Annotated in this window: 21 protein-coding genes; 7 read left to right on the top strand and 14 right to left on the bottom strand. The window is 63.9% G+C overall.

Annotation, left to right across the window (positions count from 1 at the left end; all coding sequences use genetic code 11):
• The first annotated feature begins 11 nt into the window (after positions 1 to 11).
• Complete coding sequence (locus ASG57_RS16630) at positions 12 to 656, top strand: glutathione S-transferase family protein (protein WP_024340617.1); 645 nt, start codon at positions 12 to 14, stop codon at positions 654 to 656.
• Positions 657 to 824: 168 nt separating this feature from the next.
• On the opposite strand, the gene ASG57_RS16635 is transcribed toward ASG57_RS16630, so the two are convergent.
• The 3 genes from ASG57_RS16635 to ASG57_RS16645 all read right to left on the bottom strand — a co-directional run bounded on the left by ASG57_RS16635 (position 825) and on the right by ASG57_RS16645 (position 3,522).
• Complete coding sequence (locus ASG57_RS16635; protein ID WP_024340616.1) at positions 825 to 1,610, bottom strand: enoyl-CoA hydratase/isomerase family protein; 786 nt, start codon at positions 1,608 to 1,610, stop codon at positions 825 to 827.
• Between the two features lie 119 nt (positions 1,611 to 1,729).
• A complete protein-coding gene (locus ASG57_RS16640; RefSeq protein WP_057196842.1) occupies positions 1,730 to 1,948 on the bottom strand; it encodes a hypothetical protein in 219 nt (72 codons plus the stop codon).
• Positions 1,949 to 2,076: 128 nt separating this feature from the next.
• Positions 2,077 to 3,522, bottom strand: a complete 1,446-nt coding sequence (locus ASG57_RS16645; protein ID WP_057196843.1) for a TAXI family TRAP transporter solute-binding subunit — start codon at positions 3,520 to 3,522, stop codon at positions 2,077 to 2,079.
• Positions 3,523 to 3,907: 385 nt separating this feature from the next.
• Here ASG57_RS16645 and ASG57_RS16650 point away from each other — a divergent pair, with 385 nt between their 5' ends.
• Both ASG57_RS16650 and ASG57_RS38380 read left to right on the top strand, forming a co-directional pair.
• Positions 3,908 to 4,255: a DUF3307 domain-containing protein gene (locus tag ASG57_RS16650; RefSeq protein WP_029674221.1), complete on the top strand. Its 348-nt coding sequence runs from the start codon at positions 3,908 to 3,910 to the stop codon at positions 4,253 to 4,255.
• A 214-nt stretch (positions 4,256 to 4,469) separates the two neighbouring features.
• Entirely contained in the window at positions 4,470 to 4,868 is a 399-nt protein-coding gene (locus ASG57_RS38380) for a hypothetical protein (RefSeq protein WP_024340612.1), read from the top strand.
• Here the strand turns inward: ASG57_RS38380 and ASG57_RS16660 are convergent.
• Complete coding sequence (locus tag ASG57_RS16660; protein ID WP_024340611.1) at positions 4,865 to 5,179, bottom strand: YkgJ family cysteine cluster protein; 315 nt, start codon at positions 5,177 to 5,179, stop codon at positions 4,865 to 4,867. The two genes, ASG57_RS38380 and ASG57_RS16660, sit on opposite strands and share 4 nt — an antisense overlap.
• A 5-nt stretch (positions 5,180 to 5,184) precedes the next feature.
• Positions 5,185 to 5,883 carry a helix-turn-helix transcriptional regulator gene (locus ASG57_RS16665; RefSeq protein WP_024340610.1) on the bottom strand — a complete coding sequence of 233 codons (699 nt, stop codon included), beginning with the start codon at positions 5,881 to 5,883 and terminating at the stop codon, positions 5,185 to 5,187.
• 123 nt (positions 5,884 to 6,006) lie between these two features.
• Between ASG57_RS16665 and ASG57_RS16670 the strand changes: the two genes are divergently transcribed.
• Both ASG57_RS16670 and ASG57_RS16675 read left to right on the top strand, forming a co-directional pair.
• Complete coding sequence (locus ASG57_RS16670; RefSeq protein WP_024340609.1) at positions 6,007 to 6,267, top strand: hypothetical protein; 261 nt, start codon at positions 6,007 to 6,009, stop codon at positions 6,265 to 6,267.
• A 36-nt stretch (positions 6,268 to 6,303) separates the two neighbouring features.
• The gene (locus tag ASG57_RS16675) at positions 6,304 to 7,032 is read left to right on the top strand and encodes a glutathione S-transferase family protein (protein WP_024340608.1); all 729 of its coding nucleotides are present in this window, start codon (positions 6,304 to 6,306) and stop codon (positions 7,030 to 7,032) included.
• A 131-nt stretch (positions 7,033 to 7,163) separates the two neighbouring features.
• Here ASG57_RS16675 and ASG57_RS16680 read toward each other — a convergent pair whose 3' ends face one another.
• From ASG57_RS16680 to ASG57_RS16720, 9 genes are all read right to left on the bottom strand, one after another.
• On the bottom strand, positions 7,164 to 8,315 hold the full coding sequence (locus tag ASG57_RS16680) for an ABC transporter substrate-binding protein (protein ID WP_024340607.1): 1,152 nt from the start codon (positions 8,313 to 8,315) through the stop codon (positions 7,164 to 7,166).
• A 91-nt stretch (positions 8,316 to 8,406) separates the two neighbouring features.
• Positions 8,407 to 8,826, bottom strand: coding sequence for an acyl-CoA thioesterase (locus ASG57_RS16685; RefSeq protein ID WP_024340606.1), 420 nt, complete (start codon positions 8,824 to 8,826; stop codon positions 8,407 to 8,409).
• Positions 8,827 to 8,910: 84 nt separating this feature from the next.
• Positions 8,911 to 9,672, bottom strand: coding sequence for an SDR family NAD(P)-dependent oxidoreductase (locus tag ASG57_RS16690; protein ID WP_024340605.1), 762 nt, complete (start codon positions 9,670 to 9,672; stop codon positions 8,911 to 8,913).
• A 24-nt stretch (positions 9,673 to 9,696) separates the two neighbouring features.
• A complete protein-coding gene (locus ASG57_RS16695) occupies positions 9,697 to 11,580 on the bottom strand; it encodes a feruloyl-CoA synthase (RefSeq protein ID WP_024340604.1) in 1,884 nt (627 codons plus the stop codon).
• Positions 11,577 to 12,386, bottom strand: coding sequence for a crotonase/enoyl-CoA hydratase family protein (locus ASG57_RS16700; protein WP_024340603.1), 810 nt, complete (start codon positions 12,384 to 12,386; stop codon positions 11,577 to 11,579). Before ASG57_RS16700 ends, ASG57_RS16695 begins: the two co-directional genes overlap by 4 nt.
• 288 nt (positions 12,387 to 12,674) lie before the next feature.
• Positions 12,675 to 13,136, bottom strand: coding sequence for a DUF3237 domain-containing protein (locus tag ASG57_RS16705; RefSeq protein WP_024340602.1), 462 nt, complete (start codon positions 13,134 to 13,136; stop codon positions 12,675 to 12,677).
• 11 nt (positions 13,137 to 13,147) lie between these two features.
• Complete coding sequence (locus tag ASG57_RS16710; RefSeq protein ID WP_024340601.1) at positions 13,148 to 14,467, bottom strand: TRAP transporter large permease; 1,320 nt, start codon at positions 14,465 to 14,467, stop codon at positions 13,148 to 13,150.
• A 2-nt stretch (positions 14,468 to 14,469) separates the two neighbouring features.
• Positions 14,470 to 14,979 (bottom strand): TRAP transporter small permease, encoded by a 510-nt coding sequence (locus ASG57_RS16715; RefSeq protein ID WP_024340600.1) that lies wholly within the window; start codon positions 14,977 to 14,979, stop codon positions 14,470 to 14,472.
• Positions 14,980 to 15,178: 199 nt separating this feature from the next.
• Complete coding sequence (locus ASG57_RS16720) at positions 15,179 to 16,195, bottom strand: TRAP transporter substrate-binding protein (protein WP_024340599.1); 1,017 nt, start codon at positions 16,193 to 16,195, stop codon at positions 15,179 to 15,181.
• A 267-nt stretch (positions 16,196 to 16,462) separates the two neighbouring features.
• Between ASG57_RS16720 and pobA the strand changes: the two genes are divergently transcribed.
• Together pobA and ASG57_RS16730 are read left to right on the top strand one after the other, a co-directional pair.
• Positions 16,463 to 17,632, top strand: coding sequence for a 4-hydroxybenzoate 3-monooxygenase (pobA, locus tag ASG57_RS16725; protein WP_024340598.1), 1,170 nt, complete (start codon positions 16,463 to 16,465; stop codon positions 17,630 to 17,632).
• A gap of 361 nt (positions 17,633 to 17,993) precedes the next feature.
• The gene (locus tag ASG57_RS16730; RefSeq protein WP_024340597.1) at positions 17,994 to 18,413 is read left to right on the top strand and encodes a PaaI family thioesterase; all 420 of its coding nucleotides are present in this window, start codon (positions 17,994 to 17,996) and stop codon (positions 18,411 to 18,413) included.
• Positions 18,414 to 18,590 lie beyond the last annotated feature (177 nt).

Genomic DNA, 18,590 nt, shown 5'->3' on the forward strand with positions numbered 1-18,590 from the left:
GGAGTCCCGCCATGACCGATCCAAACCGCATCACGCTGTACTATTCGCCGCAGACGCGGGCCACCGGCACACGGATCCTGCTGGAGGAGCTGGGGGCTCCCTACGATCTCCACGTTCTCAACATGAAGGCCGGCCAGCAGCGCGAGCCCGCCTACCTCGCCATCAATCCGCTCGGAAAGGTGCCGGCGATCCGCCACGGCGAGGCGCTGGTGACCGAGCAGGTCGCCATCACCATCCATCTCGCCGACCTGTATCCGCAGGCAGGCCTCACGCCGGCGCTGAACGATCCGCTGCGCGGCCCGTATCTGCGCTGGATCGCCTATTACGGGTCATCGTTCGAGCCGGCGCTGATCGACAAGTTCATGCAGCGCGAGCCGGCGCCGGTCACGCAGTCGCCCTACGCGGACTACGACACCATGCTGGCTGCGCTCGAGGCGCAGCTGTCGAAGGGGCCGTATCTGCTCGGCGAGCGAATGACCGCCGCCGACGTGTTGTGGGGCGTCGCGTTCAGCTGGACCATGATGTTCGGCATCGTGCCCAAGAAGGACGTGTTCGTCCGCTACGCCGACCGCATGACGGCGCGGCCGGCGTTCCAGCGCATCAATGCGGAGGACGCGGAGATGGCGGCGCAGCATGCCAAGGCGGCAGGTGGGTAGAACGCATCTCAGCTACAGAGTCGTCCCGGCGAAGGCCGGGACCGATACGCCGCAACAATAGTTTTTGCGAACAATCGGACCTACCGGCCCTCGCGAAGACGAGCCCTTGTGACTATGGATCGCGGCCTTCGCCGGGACGATAGCGAGGGCGTGGCACTCCTGTTCGACTCAAAACCGAGGCGCTCTCTTCTCGGCAAACGCCTTGATGCCTTCCTTGATCTCGTCGCCGCGCATGCTGTCGCGGTGACGCTGGTCGGCGGCTCGCTCATCGAGCTCGCCACGGGCGAACTCGTTGATCGCGCGCTTCATGCCGCGCATCGCCTGCGGGGCGTTGCCGGCGAGGATGGCAGCGAGCTTGTCGACCTCCTCGTCCAGAGATTCCAACGGCACCATGGCCGTGAGATAGCCGATGCGCAGCATTTCCGGCGCGCTGATCTTCTGCGCGGTCAGGAACAGCTTCTTCGCACTGTCCAGGCCGAGCCGGCTCACGTAGCGTTTGATGCCGCTCGGGTAATAATGCAGCCCAAGCCGCGCCGCCGGCATGAACATCTCCGCGGTATCGACGCCGATGCGGAAATCGCAGGCGAGCGCGAGGTCGGTCGAGCCGCCATAGACACCGCCGTTGAGACGGCAGATGGTTGGTACGCCGAGATCCTCGAGCCGGTTGACGACCACCTCGAAAGCGGAACCCGCGCTCTGCTGCTCGTTCGCACTGACCGCGCGCTCCGCCACCGAATTGAGGTCGTAACCCGCGGAGAAGGCCCGCCCGGTGCCGGTCAGCACCAGCACGCGAATATCAGGATCGGTCTCGATCCGGTCGAACAGTCTTGTCAGTTCGCCGAGATCCTCCGCCTGAAGCCGGTTGAGGTGTTGGGGTCGATTGAGGCGGATGGTGGCGCGTGCGCCGATGATTTCGAGCAGCGGGCCTGTCGCCGCGTCCGCTGTGTCCGACATTCTTGTCTCCATTGTCGGCGCCATAAGTGCCCGCCTGGACGCAAGCCGTCAACGACGGACGCAGGCGGCTGCATTGGCGCCGCTGCGCCGATCCCCGGCCGCTGCCGTTCGCGGAATGCCTACCTGAAATGTGGCGGCTCGTCATAGCCGCGGCGGCTGCTGAAGAACAGCAGCACCATCAGCCCGACTCCGACGATGACGGAAAACCCCGCGCCCAGCGCCAGCGCCACGTAGCCTTCCGTCGGAATCGGCTCACCTTCGCCCACCATTGCGGAATAGGCGAAGTAGCCGGCGGCCGCCAGCATTGCCAGAAGGAGGATGATGAGGAGTGCACGCATGCGCGTTCTCTGGTTGCAACCGGAAACCAACGGTTGCGCAATGCGACGGTTCCAAGGCACCCGGCGTTGATTCTGCGGGGGATAGAAGTCGGCCGGACGCTGGCCTGACGGGGCAGGTCCCCGGCTGGTCAGGCGCTATGGGCGGTCTTCACCACCACCACATTGCTGTCGTCCGATGGGGGCGCGCCGCCATCGCGCGCCGGCTTTTCGGCTTCGCCGGCATGACGCTTCAAATAGTCGCGGCGCATGCTGATCTCGTCGCGGACGAACTCGTACCCGAGCTTGAAGGTGTCGAGCCCGTCGGTGCTGATCGTGCCGTCCCTGAGGCCGATCACCGCGCCGCGCAGGATGGCCTCCAACTCGTCCTGGAGACATTCGAGCTGGTCGAGCGAGTGGGCGTGCTCGATCCGCTCGCCGATGTCGAGGATGGCGGTGGAGAGCTCGCTGGCCTTCTCGGGGGCGATGCGGGTGATCTTGGCGTAGATCGCTGCGAAGATCGAGCCGATGACGCTGAGCGCGGCGGCGCCCAGATACATCAGGTCGCTGTACTTGTCCACGAAGGTCTTCGTGTCGTCGTTGATGTAGTCGGCTGCGCCCCGATGCGCGATCACGAAGGCGTCCTTCTCGACGGAGGCCGGTTCGATCCTGGTGGCGAAGCCGTTGTCGAGCCCGAGCGCCGACTTGTTTTCGTAGACAATGCGGGCGAGCTCGCCTGCCGTGGTCGGCGACATCCTGGACTGCGCGACCAGCAGCCATTCGAGCCCGATCGTATCGAGATCGTCGTTGGGAATCTGCGGGGACGCCGATACCGTGCCTGCCGTCAGCGTCTCGTCGGATATGCCGGGGAATTTACGCGCCAGCGTCTTGGCTTCGTCGATGGCGTTGAGCGTGAAGCCGCCGCGCTTGGCGGCCTGCTCATACGATTTGTCCCGCACCGCCCGCGACGCGTGGACGATGGCGATCACCGCGCCAAAGCCGTTTGCCGGGGCGAACAACTTGTCGAGCGTTGCGCCCTGCGGTGCCAATTGGATCCTCGTGGCATCGGGTCCGTCGGCGACGTCGAGGATGCTGCGGACGAAGGCGAGCGAGGATTCGTTGTCGGAGACCACCGCGACCTTCTTCTTCTTCAGCTCCGCCAACGACTTGATCTTCTTGTTGCCGGGACCGAACAGGAGGACGAGATCATGCTCGAGAATCGCGAGCGTGCGTGCGCGCAGCGGGATCTTGGCGTCGGTGCGCAGGACGGCGAGGTCGGCCTGCTTGCGGTCGAACTGCACGAGCGCCTTGGCATTGTCTGCGTTGTTGACGACCTTGATCCGCAAGCGCGAAGCGTTGTTCTGCACCACGGTGGCCAGCTTGGCCGCGAACAGCGCCTCGTCACCGTTGGGAGCGCCGACGGCAAAGGTCAGCGTTTCCGAATTGTGCAGTAAGGAGCGGCCAGCCCAGACGGTGGCGAACGACAACAGCAGGGTCAGCACGACGTAGAGGAAGACCTGCTGCTGATTGGTCTTGATCACCTTCGGGCGACGGGGCGGAGGTTCGGTCAGCGATGAGATGGGGCCTTCAGTACCCATGGCAGCACTCTGGCCTTATTCGGATGTCGGCACCCGCGATGGGGAGCCCTGAAATTCGTAAACGGCTGAAAAAAGAACGATATTCTTCGCTGATGATAGCGCGAAGGTAACGGGATGCAAATTTCGAGCCGGAGGTAACCTTACTGGAGGCGGCCGCGGCGATTGGCCATCGTATCACCAGTTAGCCACAGTTGGCGATTTTCCGGTTCCCCCCGGCTGCATTCCGCCGCGGGAGATGTCATAAATCACGCGTCCCGGCGATTTGGCGGGTCAGGGAAGAAGTTGCGCTGAACGCTCCAATTCTTCTCGTCACGTCAATGAGGGCGTCAGCTTGTCGTTTCCACCCATGTCATCGGCGATTCCGGTTGAAGCGCTCATTGGCTGGATGTTGCTGCTCACCTTCAAGCACATCATCGCCGATTTCGTGCTCCAGACCGCGTGGATGGCGCACGGCAAGGACCAGAAGCACGGCTGGGCCCTGCCGCTTCTGGTGCACTGTCTCGTCCACCTCGCCGTCGCGCTGCCCCTCATCCTGATCGTCGCACCGAGATTCTGGTTCGTGGCCTTCATTGACTTCGCGATCCACATCACGATCGACCGCGCCAAGGGATTCGTCTCCGCCAATTTCGGTGTCGACCTCGCGCATCCCTGGTTCTGGACCCTGATCGGCGTCGACCAGGCGCTGCATCACCTGACCGGCTTCGGCCTCTCCATCTTCATGGCGGCGAACTGACTGCTCGCATCCGTCACTCCGGGGCGGTCCGCAGCGCCGGGCGCGGAATCTCGAGATTTCCGGTTTTCGCCTCGCGCGCCGCGGAATGACGGGCAAGCATCAATACGCCTCCGATTCGCAGCCATGGCGCAAGCACCCCCGGCGACTACCGGGGGGCGTGGTTAACCTTTCGTTAGAGAATTACGCTGCATCTTCGCCATGAGGGAGAACCGCAATGTTTGCAAGCCGCGACACCTTTGAAGGCGATTCCTGTCCGGTCCGCGACGAGCTCCTTGGCGAGATGTATCGCGCCAGCGAGAGTGGCCTGCCGAGGCTGGTTGAGAGTGTTTCCCCTGACGCGCGTGCCAGGCTGGCGCTGTTTTGCTACCGCCGCAGTCATTTGCATTCGCTGGCGGTCGCGATTGCAGCAAGCTGCAGCGAGCGTGACCTGATCGAGAACGGCGGCCGCGTTGGCTCGACGCTCTACGCGCTGTCGCGCGAAAGCTCGGCGAAATCCTCGCCGTCGCTCTCGGGCGGGCGCAAGCCGATCACGCTGTCGACCAAGCCGCTTTCGGTGCTCGCACCACTCGATGACGAGCTCGACGACGAGACCAGCGAAGCCGTTCCCGCCTAGGCGGCCTCTATGATCGGCAGGCCGAACTTCCGCCGCGCCATCGCGCATTCGGCGTCGCCCGGCATGCAGGTGCGGCAGACCTCTGGCCGCAGTTCATAGATGCCGCAGGTCGTCATCTCTCCGATCTTTCCCTGCAGGGCCGAGCAGCGATCCCCCTCGCAGCGCATGCCGGACTGACGCGCGTTGACCAGCGTTTCGGGAATCGCCGCAAGCTCCTCGTCGCTCTCGATCGAGAAGCGCGGCCAGTTCTGCGAATAGCCGCAGCAGGCGCCGCAACCCTGGCAGCAGCTCGACAGGTCGGTCTCTTGCATCATCCTCAAGTGTCCTTCGGCGGACCCCAGACCAGACTCTGCCGCCATCTTGCGCGCAGCACGTCGCGCCGCTCCGGGTATTTCTCGTCGAGATAGGTCGCCTCGACCACGCGATCGGTGCGGAAGCTGCGGAAGTCGCCGCGCAGCTCGCACCAGGCCGCCAACAGGCGCACGGCTTCGAGATAGCCGACGGAGATCGGCCAGATCATGCGCTCGCTGGGGCGGCCGTGCTCGTCACGATAGCGAAGCATGATCTTCTTGCCTTCGTGAATTTGGGTGCGGGTGCGCACCATGTCCAGGCGGTCCGGCTCTCTGTTCCAGCTCGGCCGCGCCCGGCTCGCCGGCTCCAGCACGAAAGGCCGCAGGCGTTCTGGGACCGTGTCGGCGATCTTGGCCATCAAGTCTTCGGCCGCGCGTGCCAGCGCGGAGTCGGCATGGCCCGCGACCCATTGCGCGCCCAGCACCGCCGCCTCGATCTCGTCGGGTGTCAGCATGAGCGGCGGGAGGTCAAAACCCTTTTCCAGGATGTAACCCATGCCGGCTTCACCGCGGATCGGTACGCGTTGACCGATCAGGGTTGCGATGTCGCGGTAGATGGTGCGCTTGGAGGTCTCAAGCTCGGCCGCGATCGCGTCCGCCGTCAGCGGCTTGCGCGTGCGCCTCAGCACCTGAATGATTTGAAACAGCCGGTCGGCGCGTCTCATGACAGGTCTCTTGTGCCCATTTTCTCGGTGCTCTTTCAGCACGCGGAGCGCGGCTGCTGACAGGATGTTGGCAGCAGGGGAGTTCTATACCCGGACAACTCATCGACTGAAGGGGATTTGTCCATGATCATTCCAACCCATTTCGGCCCGGCCGTTCCGATGCTGCGGGCACAGGCGTGGTCCGCAGCGGTGTTCGGCCGCCTCGTTTCGCTCGATCTCGTGGCCGTCGACCTCCGGTTTGCCCTCGCAAGCGCCGTGATACGCCCGCTGGTCCGGGTTGCCGACGCGCTGGTCCGCCACTTGATGGGCCGCGCCTGGCGGGGAGCCCGCTTCGCAGAAGATATCATGGCTGCTGCCACCATGGTGGCAGCAGCCCGCCGCTAGGTTCCTTCAACTCGTTCGAGGTTCAGGAGAGCTCGCATGATCACGCTTTACGGCTTCGGCGCCGGCTTCGGCCTGCCGGAAATCAGCCCCTTCGTCACCAAGACGGAGGTGCAGCTCAAGATGGCAGGGCTGCCTTACCGTAAGGAGCGGGCGATGCCGCCAGCTTCGCCCAAGGGGCAGCTGCCCTTCATCGACGACGGCGGCGAGGCGGTGGCCGATTCCACCTTCATCCGCGCCCATATCGAACGCCGCTACGGCTTCGATTTCGACGCCGGGCTCTCGTTGCAGGAGCGCGCGCAGGCCTGGGCGTTCGAGCGCATGATCGAGCATCACGTCTATTGGGCGCTGGTCGGCGCCCGCTGGGTCGATCCGGTGAATTTCGCCAAGGGGCCTGCGCACTTCTTCGACGGCGCGCCGGAGCACAATCGCGAGAAGCTGCGGGAGGATGCGCAATTCCGCGTCGCCGAGAACTATCTGCTCTCCGGGCTCGGCCGCCATGGGCCCGATGACGACGTCGATCTCGCGGTCCGCTCGCTGTTCGCGCTGTCGGTTCAGCTCGGCGACAAGGCGTACCTGATGGGCAAAAAGCCCTGCGGTGTCGACGCAACCGCCTTCGGCGCGCTCGCCGGCATCCTGACGCCGTTCTTCGAATCGGCCTTGCGCGAACGCACCGAGGCATTTCCGAACCTCACCGCCTATGTCGACCGCATGATGGACGACTACTATCCGGAGTTTGCGTGGACCCCGCTGCGGCAGGCGGCGTGAGCTCGTGCGTATCAGCACGCTCGGGAGTGGGGGCGCCGAAGCCACCGTGGCAGCAGCTTGCGCTCAGCTCCCCAAGCAAAAGAGCCGGCCCATTGGGCCGGCTCTTGATCATCTCAACGCTCTCTCTGCGCTTACTTCACCAGCGTGTACTTGCCGTCCTTCACCGTGAGCAGGATGCGCGAGCGCTGGTCGAGGCCATAGCGGTCCTTCTCGGTGAAGTTGTAGACGCCCTGGCTTGCGGCCAATTCCTTCTCCGTCAGCAGCGCCTGGCGGATGGCTTCGCGGAACTCAGGCGTGCCGGGCTTGGCCGTCTTCAACGCCACCGGAATGATGCGCTTGAGGATCTCGAACGCATCGTAGGAATGGCCGGCGAACTGGCTGCGGCTGTTCGGGCCGTACTTGGCCTCGTAGGCCGAGTTCAGCGCGAGGCCGGGCTTCTTGGTCAGCGCGCTATCCGGTTGTTCCTCGGGGGCCATGACGGGGCCCGAGGCCATCAGGACACCTTCCGCCGCTTTGCCGGCGATGCGGATGAAGTCCATGCTGGCGGCGCCGTGGGTCTGGTAGATCAGCCCCTTGTAACCGCGTTCGCGCAACTCGGTCTGCGGCAGCGCGGCCGCGGTGCCGGAGGCGCCGACCAGGATCGCGTCGGGATTGGCGGCGACGAGCTTGAGCACCTGTCCGGTCACCGAGGTGTCGGGACGGGCAAAGCGCTCCTCGTCGACGATGGTCATGCCCATGGGCACGGCCTGCGCCTTGAGGTCGTTGAACCAGAGATCGCCATAGGAATCGGAATAGCCGATATAGCCGAGCGTCTTCACGCCTTTGGACTTCATGTGGTCGTACAGCACCTTGCCGACGATCGGGATCGGCTGCGGCATCGCCACCGACCACTTCATGCGCTCGGGCGTGATCGGGAACGGCGCAAGGCCGAAATGCGGGATGCCGGCTTCGTTGGCGACGTTGGACACGGCGATGGTCGGCGGCGTCAGCGCCGAGCCCATGATGATGTCAGCCTTGGATTCGGTGACGAAGCGGCGCGCGTTGGTGGTGGCGGTGGTGGGATCGCCGCCGTCGTCGAGCACGATCACCTTCAGCGGCACGCCGCCGATCTCCTTTGGTACGAATTCCAGCGCGTTGCGCTCGGGAATGCCGAGCGCCGCGCCCGGCCCGGTCGTAGCGGTGGTGATGCCGATGGTGACTTCGCTGGTCTGGGCCAGCGCGGGCAGGGCCGGCAGCGCCAGCGCGGCCGCAGTGATGGCAGCGGTCAAATAAAAACGTTTCATCTATTCCTCCCTTGACGTGTTTCTTTGAAAGCAGAAATCGGGGGGTAATTCAGCCCCCTCTTTTGGTGATGCGGCGATTTAGCTCCAGACTTTAACTCCCCGTGAATTTGGCTACCATTTCCGCCGGGAATGGTGCCGATTTCAGCTTGTCTGGGTTAACGGGATCGCGGCCGACCAGCACGCGGGTCTCGAAACCCTCGATCGCCAGCGCCTCGCCCTTGTAGACGTTGTGCTTCACCTCGAAGCTCGAGCGCTTGATGCTCTCGATCCTGGTCTCGATGGTGATCCAGTCGCCATAGGTCGAGGGGATGTAGAACTTGGCCCGCGTGTCGACCATGGGAATGCCCACCAGGCCGTATTTGCGGACCAGATCCTGCTTGGAGAAGCCGGCGACCTCGAACAGGGTCGAGGTCGAATCATCGAACATCGCGAAATAGCGCGGGTAATAGACGATATTGGCGGGGTCGCAGTCGCCCCACTGAATCTGGACCTCGCGCCGGTTCACGAACATGCTTCATCTATCCACTAGCGCTGTGCCACACCTCTCCCAATGGGAGAGGTAGGATCCTGGCCTGTTGCGATCGGCTCATTTAACTTACTTCGGCGCCATGCGCAGCGAGCCGTCGAGGCGCACCACTTCGCCGTTCAGATAGGCGTTCTCGACCATGTGCAGCGCGAGCGCGGCGAACTCGTCGGCATTGCCGAGACGGCGCGGGAAGGGGATTGCGGCGGCAAGCGAGTCCTGGGCTTCCTGCGGCAGGTTCGCGAGCAGGGGCGTCAGGAACAGGCCGGGGGCGATGGTCAGCACGCGGATGCCGAATTGCGCGAGCTCGCGCGCGATCGGCAGGGTCATGCCGACGATGCCGCCCTTGGAGGCCGAATAGGCGGACTGGCCGATCTGGCCGTCATAGGCGGCGACGGAAGCGGTGTTGATGATGACGCCGCGCTCGCCGGTCGCCTGCGGCTCCAGCTTGGACATCTCGGTCGCGGCAAGGCGCAGCATGTTGAAGCTGCCGATCAGGTTGACCTTGATCACCTTGTCGAAATCGGCGAGTGCCATCGGGCCGTCGCGACCGACCACGCGCTTGGCAACGCCGATGCCGGCGCAATTGACCAGCACGCGGGCCGGGCCATGGGCCTTCGTCGCTTGCGCGATCGCGGCTTCGGCGGAGGCCGCATCGGAGACGTCGCAGGTCACGGCGACACCCTTGATCTCCGCCGCGACCGTTTCCGCAAGCTTGGTGTTGAGGTCGCACACGGCGACCTTGGCCCCCTGGGCCGCGAGCTTTCGCGCAGTCGCTGCACCCAGTCCCGATGCGCCGCCGGTCACGATGGCTGCCTGATCCTTCAACAACATGGCGTTCTCCTTTGGCGATGAATTCTAGCCGACCGATATCACACGGTTCGACGGATTGGCAGCATAGAGCTCCTCGATCAGCTCGGTGCGATGCTCGAGAACGGCGCGCTGGTTGATCGAGCCCTTGTCGGTGACTTCGCCCTTGTCGATCGAGAGCGGCGTGTCCATCAGGATCGCGCGCGTGATCCGTGTCGAGGAGCCCGTGGCCTGGCTGAGGAAACGCGTCAGCCGTTCGCGGAAGGCCTCGCGCACCAGGCGGTCGCGCGTGGCGACGACGAGGTCGTTGATCGGCAGCGTCGGGTTGATCAGCCGGCAGCCATCGAGATCGAGCACGACCAGCGCGGAGACCTCGTCGCGGTTGATGCCGGCGATCACGACGTCGCGCACCAGCGGTGCACAGGCCGCAACGAAACGCGCGCGCAGGGGGCCGACGCTGACCCAGGTGCCGCTCGCCAGCTTGAAATCCTCGCTGACGCGGCCGTCGAAGTCGAAGCCGGCATTGAGATCATCAGGATCGGCCGGCTTCAGCGCATCGCCGAGTTTGTAGAAGCCTTCCTCGTCGAAGGATTTTGCGGTGATGTCGGGCTGGCGCCAGTAGCCGGGCATGACGTTCGGCCCCTTGCAGCGGACTTCCAGCTTGCCATTGTTCGGCACCAGCTTGGCGTCGTTGCCCGAGACCGGCAGGCCGACATGGCCGGAGCGGCTGGTGCGCGGATTGACCGACATGAAGAACGGCGCGGTCTCGGTGGCCCCGAGGCCCGTCAGCATCGGCACGCGGTAGCCCTTTTCCTTCACCGCGAGCTCGTCGAGGCTGTTCCAGACGAACGGCGACAGCGCCGCGCCCGAGAAGAACATCGCGTGCAGCCGGTCGAAGAACTTTGCGCGCAGGCCCTGGTCGTCGCGCAAGTAAGGCAGCAGAGATTCGTAGCCCTTTGGCACGTTGAAATACACCGTCGGCGAGATCTCCTGGAGATTGCGCACGGTCTCCTCGATGCCGCCGGGCATCGGCTTGCCGGCATCCAGATACATCGAGCCGCCGTTGTAGAGCGTCAGCCCGATATTGTGGTTGCCGCCAAAGGTGTGATTCCAGGGTAGCCAGTCGATGATGACGGGCGGCTCGTCCTTGAGAAAGGCGAGCGTCTCGCGCAGCATCACCTGGTTGGCGCAGATCATGCGTTGGGTGTTGATGACCGCCTTGGGATTGCCGGTCGAGCCCGAGGTCAGCAGGAATTTCGCGATGGTGTCGGGGCCGATCCTGCCATGGACCTCGTCGAGATCGGTGCGGATCGGCGTCGCCATCAGGTCCGCGAGCGAAGTGACGTCCCGGCCATGCACGTGGCCATAGGATGCGGCTATCTCGGTGCCGAGTGAGACGTTGGCCGTGAGCGCATCGGCGAACTTGTCGGCATCCTCGGCGAAGACGAGGCCGGGCGTCAGCAGCTTCATCAGGTAGGACAGCTTGCCGTAATCCTTCGACACCAGCGAATAGGCCGGCGATACCGGGCAGAACGGCACGCCCGCATAGAACGCGCCGAAGGCGAGCAGCGCATGGTCGATCGAATTGCCGGAGAGAATGACGACCGGGCGCTCTGCGGACAATCCGCGTGCGATCAGGCCCGAGGCGATGTGCCGGCTCGCGATGAGCAGCTCGGCGTAGGTTATCTTGCGCCAGCCGCGGCCACCTTCGCGCTCGGCCATGAAGACGCGGTCCGGCGTGGTAATGGCCCAATGATGCAGGCGCTCGGTGATGCGGACGGGATAGTCGCCGAGCGGCTGCTTCGGCCTGAGATAGATCGTGCCGTCGTCGCGGCGCTCGATGTCGACGGCGGGATCGCCGAACGAGATCGGCCGCAGCGGGAAAGTGCTCGCGCCGCGTTCCATGCTGGAAGAGGACGGCTGCGCACTCATGACTTCGGCTTCACCTTTGCGGTCTTGTGCTCGAGGAATTCGCGGATCCGGCGCTTGGCCTCCTTGTCGCTCTGCGCCACCGTCGCCATCAGCGATTCCATCAGCAGACCGGTTTGCGGATTGGCCTCCGCGATCATCGGCAGTGCCTGGAGCACGGCGAAATTCGTCAGCGGCGCGTTGGAGGCGACCTTGGTCGCGAGTTCCATCGCCTTGGGAAGCGCGTTGCCGGCTTCCGTCAAATATTGCGCGAAGCCGTAGGACGCGCCTTCGGTCGCGCTGTAGACGCGGCCGGTCAGCATCATGTCCATCATTCTGGCGACGCCGATCAGGCGCGGCAGCCGCACCGAGCCGCCGCCGCCGACGAAGATGCCGCGTTGCCCTTCCGGCAGCGCGAAATAGGTCGAAGGTTCGGCGACGCGGATATGCGCCGCACAGGCCAGCTCCAGCCCACCGCCGATCACCGCCCCTCGCAGCGCCGCGATCACGGGCACGCGGCTGTACTGAATGCGGTCGAATACCCGGTGCCACATCTGGGAATGCAGCAGGCCGCCCGTGGCGTCGTGCTCGGTCAGCTCGGACAGGTCGAGGCCACTGGAGAAATGATCGCCGATGCCGTGGATGACGACTGCGCCGACGTCGTCGGGCAGGGACGCAAAACACTCGCCGATTTCCAGGATGATGCCGTCGTTGAGCGCATTGCGCTTCGCCGGCCGGTTCAGACCCACGGTCAGAACCCGGTCCGCCCTCTCGATCTTCAAGAGCCCGGAGGCGCCCGCGCTGGCGGTCTCGGCGTTTCCCTGTGTCATTTGCGTCCTTATCAGAATAGTTATGTTGTATAACGAATTCCGGGGGAGTCAAGGAGGGGCGGCGCGGGATATCCCATCCTATGGAGAGCCGCCCTGGCGTCCGACCGGCGAGGCGGCATGTCAGGAATGCGCTGGGCAGCGCACATGCTGCTGCATGTTCCGTCGTTGCGAGCCAACGGGTCCGCGCGAAGCGCGGCCCGATGACAGGCGCCGCGAAGCATCCCGGAATGCCTCGCCGGAAAGACTCTGGATTGCTTCGCTGCGCTCGCGATGACGGGCGGACAGCTCTCACATTACCTGATGAACGTCGATCACCACCCGATCCGCATGACGCGCGGCCGAGCCGACGAAGATGTGCTCCATCAGCCAGCGATACTTCTCATGCCCGGTCTCGAACTTCGGCACGGTGCGGAAATAGATCAGCTTGGGATCGACCGGCTCGCCGCGCTTGAGCTTCTGCAGGAGCTCTACGGGCCCGAAGCGCATGCCCTTGTTCTCGACATAGATGACGGCGCCGTCGTCGGTCTCGAAGGCGTATTTCGCTTCGAGATCGATCAGCTCGTTGGGGCGGATGGTCTGGAAGTCCGCGCCGAACGGCAGAACCTTGCCGGCGATCGCGCCTTTCACCTCGCCGCCGATGATCGGGATGATGCGGCGAACGCCGATTCCGGTCTCGCCGGCGGTGACGACGTCGCCGATGCGGGCGGTGATGGTGAAGACGTATTTGGTTTGCAGCGTCGGTGTGGTCATCGCTTCACCTCTCAATGCGCCATCATCCGCGTCGGCAACCAGATCGCCAGCAGCGGAAAGGCGATCAGGATCACGAGGCGCACGAGGTCCGTTGCCACGAATGGGCTCACGCCCTTGAAGATGGTGGAGAAGGAGACGTCCTTCACCACGCTTTTTATGACGAACACGTTCATGCCCACCGGCGGAGTGATCAGGCCGAGCTCGACGGTCATGACGATGATGATGCCGAACCAGATCGGGTCAAAGCCGAGATGGATGATGACGGGGAAGATGATCGGCACGGTCAGGATGATCATCGCCATTGCGTCCATCAGGCAGCCGAGCACGAGATACATCACCAAGATCAGCCCCAGCACGCCGTAGGGCCCAAGGCCAAGGCCGGTGAGGAACTCCGTGACCTTCTGCGGCGTCTGCGTCACCGTGAGGAAATAGCCGAAGATCAGCGCGCCGATCAGCACGGTGAACACGGCGGCCGCGGTGCGCGTTGCCTGCAGCAGCGAGGCCAGCACCTTCTCGCGGTCGAGGCGGCCCGTCAGCACGCCGATGATGAAGGCGCCGGCGGCCCCGACGCCGCCAGCCTCCGTCGGGGTGAAACGCGGCAGGAAGGGCAGACCGTAGAGGCCTCCGATCACGAACAGAAACAGCAGGACCGGGGCCCAGATGTCCTTCAATCCGGCGAAGCGCTCGCGCCACGGCGTGACCTTGCCCTTGGGCAGGAAGTCGGGTCGGAAATAGCCGATCAGGAAGATCGTGAGCATGTACATGGTCATCGCGAGCAAGCCCGGGATGATGCCGGCGATGAAGAGCTTTCCGATGTCCTGCTCGGTGATGATGCCGTAGACGGCGAGCACGGTGGAGGGCGGCAGCATCGCGCCCAACGTGCCGCCGGCCGCGATCACGCCCGTGGCAAAGGACTGCGGATAGCCGAAGCGCCGCATCTCGGGATAGGCGACCGCGGAGAAGGTCGCGGCGGTCGCGACTGAGGAGCCGCAGATCGCGGCAAAGCCGCCGCAGGCGCCTACGGTTGCGATGCCGAGTCCGCCGCGCAGATGGCCGACGAAGCCGTTGGCGGCGCGGAACAGCTCGCGGCTCATGCCGGAATTGCTGACGAAGGAGCCCATCAGCAGGAACATCGGAATAACGCCGAAAGTGTAGTCGGTCACCGTCCGCATGGTGACCTGTCCGACCATCTTGAGGGCCGGTGTCGAGCCGACGAGATAGCTGAAGCCGCACACGCCGACGAGGCCCATGGCCATGCCGACCGGCACGCGCAACAGCATCAAGGCGAACAGGGAGATGAAGCCGAGGACGGCGACGGCGTCGGTACTCATGGTCACTCCGTCACCTTGATCTTGGGTTCATGCATGTCTTCGGGATGGAAGATCAACCGGTACGTACGGATCGCGATCAGCAGCACGGCGCAGACGTCGCCGATCCAGGCGACGAGGAAGAACGGCCATGTCGGCATGTGCAGGTCGAAGGTCTGCACATTGTCGTTGTAGGTCAGCCGGACCTTGTCGAACAGCGTCCAGGTCTGCACCGTCACGACGAAGAGCAGCACCAGGGTCGCGAACACGTCGATCATGCGCTGGTAGCGCGGGCCGACATTGGCCCAGACCAGGTCCACAGTGATGTGGGTACCCCGATAGGAGGTTGCGGCGATGCCCCAGAAAATCAGGATGCCGAGCAACATGCGGCCGATGTCGAAACTGTCCGGGATCGAATAGTTCATCGTGTTGCGGAGCAGCACCGACAGGAAGATGTCCAGCGCGACGATGCCGACGAAGCCGGCTGCGATCCATTCGATCGAATCGATGATGCGGTCCATCCAGGAGCGCTTCATGGGGAAAGAGTCCTTCCGACGAGTGCGAGATGTGCCTGCGATGGAGCCGCGATCCCTCCCCCGCTTGCGGGGGGAAGGTTGGGGATGGTGTCTGCGCAATCGAGAACCCGGCGCGCGGGACGATGCTCTGAATCGCCAGGACGCACCCACCTCTCCCGCAAGCGGGAGAGGTGCAGCGAGTACGCCGCAGCGCGTGAAGTTACTCCGCCAGTGCGTTGTACTTCTTCAGCGATGCCTTGAGATCCGCGAGCGCCGCGTCCGGATCGGCGCCGGCCTTCTTGGCGCCGTCGCTCCAGGTCTTGACCAGCGGCTCTGCGGCCTTCTTCCAGGCGGCAGTCTGCTCGGCCGTCAGCTTGTAGACCTCGTGGCCGGATTCCGCCTTCACCTTGGCGATGCCGGCATCCTCGAACTTGCCCCAATGCTCGCCCACCGCACCAGCCGTTTCGACCGAGCAGTTCTTGTCGATCGCGGCTTTCTGCTTGTCGGACATCGCATTGTACTTGTCCTTGTTGATCACGAACACGAAGGTCGTGGTGTAGAGCGGCGCCTCCATGTCGTACTTGGTCACCTTGTCGATTCCGAACAGCACCAGGGAGCCCCAGGGGAAGGTGACGCCGTCGGCGACGCCGCGCTCGATGATGTCGCGCACCTCCGGCGCCGAGGACTGCACGTTGGTGCCGCCGAGCGACGTGACGAAGTTCGCCATCGTGGCGTGCGCTGGGCGGATCTTCATGCCCTTCACGTCCTCAGGGTTGACGATCTTCTTGCTACGCGAATGGAAAGAGGAGGGCGAGTGGACGAAGGCGAGGCAGTATTTGACGTCCTTCATCTCCTTTTCGGCATACTTGCGGTACCAGGCATCCAGCCCCATCGAGCCGCCCTTGGCATCCGAGATCAGGAATGGCAGCTCGCCCGCGCCAATGATCGGGAAGCGGCCGGGCTGGTAGCCGGGGTTGACGTAGGTGACGTCGGCGATGCCGTCGCGCGCCATGTCGTAATGGTCGAAGGCCTTGCCGAGCTGCTGGGCCGGAAACACCTTGCTCTTGATGGTGCCGCCGGAATCCTTCTCGACCGCGGCGGCCCAGTCCTCCAGCGATTTCTGCAGCGGGTGCGAGGCCGGCACCCAATGCGAGATCTTCAAGTCGAAGGTCTTGTCCTGCGCGAGCGCGGGGCTCACGCTTGCTGCCAGCAGCAATGCCAGACAGGCTTTCCTCATCACGCGTCTCTCCCTGTTTTCGACTGCGGGCTTTCGATGGCCCGGTCTCGTTAATTAACATGTTATCTAATTGGCCGGCGTGTTCAAGCCGGAAGTGGCGCGTGTCCTGTCGCACCATCCATCTACGTCAGCCGTGTTGCACGCATTTGTCGCTGCCGGGCGACGACCGCTCCCCTTTTGCAAACGTTATATGATATAATTATCGCCTGCCGACCGGCACCACAAGCAGGTCGCGGTGAAAGCCTACAGGATCGGGAGGAGCAAGTATTGCGGACAAAAGTCGCAATCATCGGGGCAGGGCCGGCCGGATTGTTGCTTGGGCAACTGCTGCACACATATGGCATCGACAACGTCATCCTGGAGCGGCAGAGCCCGGATTACGTGCTCGGTCGCATCCGCGCCGGTCTTCTGGAGGAGGGAACCGTCGCGCTGCTCGATCAGGTCCGCGCCGGCGCGCGGGCTCATGCCGAAGGTTTGGTGCATGAAGGCATCGAGCTTGCGTTCTCAGGCCGGCGTCACCGCATCGACATGAAGGGCGCGACCGGCAAGACCGTGATGATCTACGGCCAGACCGAAGTCACCCTCGACCTGATGAATGCGCGCAAGGCTGCCGGTCTCGTTTCGGTCTATGAGGCCAGGGACGTGCAGCCGCACGATTTCGACGGCAGTCACCCGCGCGTGACCTACGTCAAGGACGGCGTCACCCACACGATCGATTGCGACTTCATTGCCGGCTGCGACGGCTTTCACGGCGTCAGCCGCGCCAGCGTCCGGGCCAATGCGATCGAGGAGTTCGAGCGGATCTATCCGTTCGGCTGGCTCGGCATTCTTTCCGATACCCCGCCGGTCAGTCACGAACTGATCTACTCCAACCACGCCCGCGGCTTTGCGCTGTGCACCATGCGCTCGACCAAGCGCAGCCGCTATTATGTGCAATGCTCGCTCGACGACCATGTCGACCAATGGCCGGACGACCGCTTCTGGGACGAATTGAAGCGTCGGCTCGACCAGAAGGCGGCCGACAGCCTCGTCACCGGCCCCTCGATCGAGAAGAGCATCGCGCCCTTGCGAAGCTTCGTCGCCGAGCCGATGCGCATCGGCAGAATGTTCCTGTGCGGCGATGCCGCCCATATCGTGCCGCCGACCGGCGCCAAGGGGTTGAACCTCGCGGCCAGCGATGCGCATTATTTGTCGAGCGCGCTGCGCGAATTCTACGATGAGAGATCCAGCTCCGGCATCGACGCCTATTCTGCCAAGGCGCTGGCGCGCGTCTGGAAGGCCGTGCGATTCTCCTGGTGGATGACCTCGATGCTGCACAAATTCCCCGACACCGGTACCATCGGAGCGCGTATTCAGCTCGCCGAGCTCGATTACGTCACGCAGTCCAAGGCCGCCATGACGTCGCTGTCGGAGAATTACGTGGGACTGCCGTTTTGATCACAGCTGTCATGCCCCGCGCACTGCCGTAGGGCGGGGCGCACAGCGCCGTGGCCACCATCTTGCACCATCGAGAAGTTGGTGGGCACGCTTCGCTCTGTCCATCCTATGACATCTGCGTTGCCACACCGTCATTGCGAGCCAGCGGGTCCGCACAGAGCGCAGCCCGATGAGAGGCTCGGCGAAGCAATCCAGAATCCCTCCGCGAGACAGCCAGGATTGCTTCGTCGCAAGAGCTCCTCGCAATGACGGGCGTGGCCCGTTTCAAACGTCCGCGCAAATGCCGTTTGAAACTTTGTAATTGATGCATCCGTCACGTTCATCGCGTTCAATGCTGGCGACACAGCAACGCGAGACAGTCATGACCACCCCCAACATCCCCGCCGGCTTCGAGCCGCATTTCCGCAAGGCGCCGCTTACCGACCCATGGGAGCCGCTCTATTCGCAGAAGACGGACAAGGGTGTCACCGTGGGATTGCGGCTGGCGACGCCGCACACCAACGCGCGGGGGCTGATCCATGGCGGCCTGATCGCAGCGCTGGCCGATGCCGCCATGGGCTATAGCTGCGCACAGGCGACGGGCTGGACCACGTCGTTCGTCACGATCTCGCTCTCGGTCGACTTTGTCGGCGCGGCCGAGATCGGCCAATGGCTTGCGGTGAAGGGTGAGGCGCTCAAGACCGGCTCCACGATCTGCTTCGCGCAGTGCTTGGTAAGAGCGGACGATGCCGTGATCGCACGTGCCAGCGGCACGTTCCGCGTAGTGCCGAAGAAGGGGTGAGCCCGCTCTCTCTCTCTCTCTCTCTCTCCCTCTCTCTCTCTCTGCCGTCATGCCCGGGCGTGACCCGGACTGATCTTCCCCCGATAAAGTGGACGGGTTAAGCGGCTTTTAGCTCCATCTCGATCGGGGGGATATATCCGAGTGCGGAATGGAGCCTTGTCCGGTTATAGAATCCTT

The organism is Bradyrhizobium sp. Leaf396 (assembly GCF_001424605.1).
Lineage (GTDB): Bacteria > Pseudomonadota > Alphaproteobacteria > Rhizobiales > Xanthobacteraceae > Bradyrhizobium > Bradyrhizobium japonicum_C.

What these genes read in the sequence shown, in the direction of transcription:
- ASG57_RS16630 (WP_024340617.1), top strand. Translation starts at nt 12, where the DNA reads ATGACCGATCCAAACCGCATCACGCTGTACTATTCGCCGCAGACGCGG.
- ASG57_RS16635 (WP_024340616.1), bottom strand. Translation starts at nt 1,610, where the DNA reads ATGTCGGACACAGCGGACGCGGCGACAGGCCCGCTGCTCGAAATCATC.
- ASG57_RS16640 (WP_057196842.1), bottom strand. Translation starts at nt 1,948, where the DNA reads ATGCGTGCACTCCTCATCATCCTCCTTCTGGCAATGCTGGCGGCCGCC.
- ASG57_RS16645 (WP_057196843.1), bottom strand. Translation starts at nt 3,522, where the DNA reads ATGGGTACTGAAGGCCCCATCTCATCGCTGACCGAACCTCCGCCCCGT.
- ASG57_RS16650 (WP_029674221.1), top strand. Translation starts at nt 3,908, where the DNA reads ATGTTGCTGCTCACCTTCAAGCACATCATCGCCGATTTCGTGCTCCAG.
- ASG57_RS38380 (WP_024340612.1), top strand. Translation starts at nt 4,470, where the DNA reads ATGTTTGCAAGCCGCGACACCTTTGAAGGCGATTCCTGTCCGGTCCGC.
- ASG57_RS16660 (WP_024340611.1), bottom strand. Translation starts at nt 5,179, where the DNA reads ATGCAAGAGACCGACCTGTCGAGCTGCTGCCAGGGTTGCGGCGCCTGC.
- ASG57_RS16665 (WP_024340610.1), bottom strand. Translation starts at nt 5,883, where the DNA reads ATGAGACGCGCCGACCGGCTGTTTCAAATCATTCAGGTGCTGAGGCGC.
- ASG57_RS16670 (WP_024340609.1), top strand. Translation starts at nt 6,007, where the DNA reads ATGATCATTCCAACCCATTTCGGCCCGGCCGTTCCGATGCTGCGGGCA.
- ASG57_RS16675 (WP_024340608.1), top strand. Translation starts at nt 6,304, where the DNA reads ATGATCACGCTTTACGGCTTCGGCGCCGGCTTCGGCCTGCCGGAAATC.
- ASG57_RS16680 (WP_024340607.1), bottom strand. Translation starts at nt 8,315, where the DNA reads ATGAAACGTTTTTATTTGACCGCTGCCATCACTGCGGCCGCGCTGGCG.
- ASG57_RS16685 (WP_024340606.1), bottom strand. Translation starts at nt 8,826, where the DNA reads ATGTTCGTGAACCGGCGCGAGGTCCAGATTCAGTGGGGCGACTGCGAC.
- ASG57_RS16690 (WP_024340605.1), bottom strand. Translation starts at nt 9,672, where the DNA reads ATGTTGTTGAAGGATCAGGCAGCCATCGTGACCGGCGGCGCATCGGGA.
- ASG57_RS16695 (WP_024340604.1), bottom strand. Translation starts at nt 11,580, where the DNA reads ATGAGTGCGCAGCCGTCCTCTTCCAGCATGGAACGCGGCGCGAGCACT.
- ASG57_RS16700 (WP_024340603.1), bottom strand. Translation starts at nt 12,386, where the DNA reads ATGACACAGGGAAACGCCGAGACCGCCAGCGCGGGCGCCTCCGGGCTC.
- ASG57_RS16705 (WP_024340602.1), bottom strand. Translation starts at nt 13,136, where the DNA reads ATGACCACACCGACGCTGCAAACCAAATACGTCTTCACCATCACCGCC.
- ASG57_RS16710 (WP_024340601.1), bottom strand. Translation starts at nt 14,467, where the DNA reads ATGAGTACCGACGCCGTCGCCGTCCTCGGCTTCATCTCCCTGTTCGCC.
- ASG57_RS16715 (WP_024340600.1), bottom strand. Translation starts at nt 14,979, where the DNA reads ATGAAGCGCTCCTGGATGGACCGCATCATCGATTCGATCGAATGGATC.
- ASG57_RS16720 (WP_024340599.1), bottom strand. Translation starts at nt 16,195, where the DNA reads ATGAGGAAAGCCTGTCTGGCATTGCTGCTGGCAGCAAGCGTGAGCCCC.
- ASG57_RS16730 (WP_024340597.1), top strand. Translation starts at nt 17,994, where the DNA reads ATGACCACCCCCAACATCCCCGCCGGCTTCGAGCCGCATTTCCGCAAG.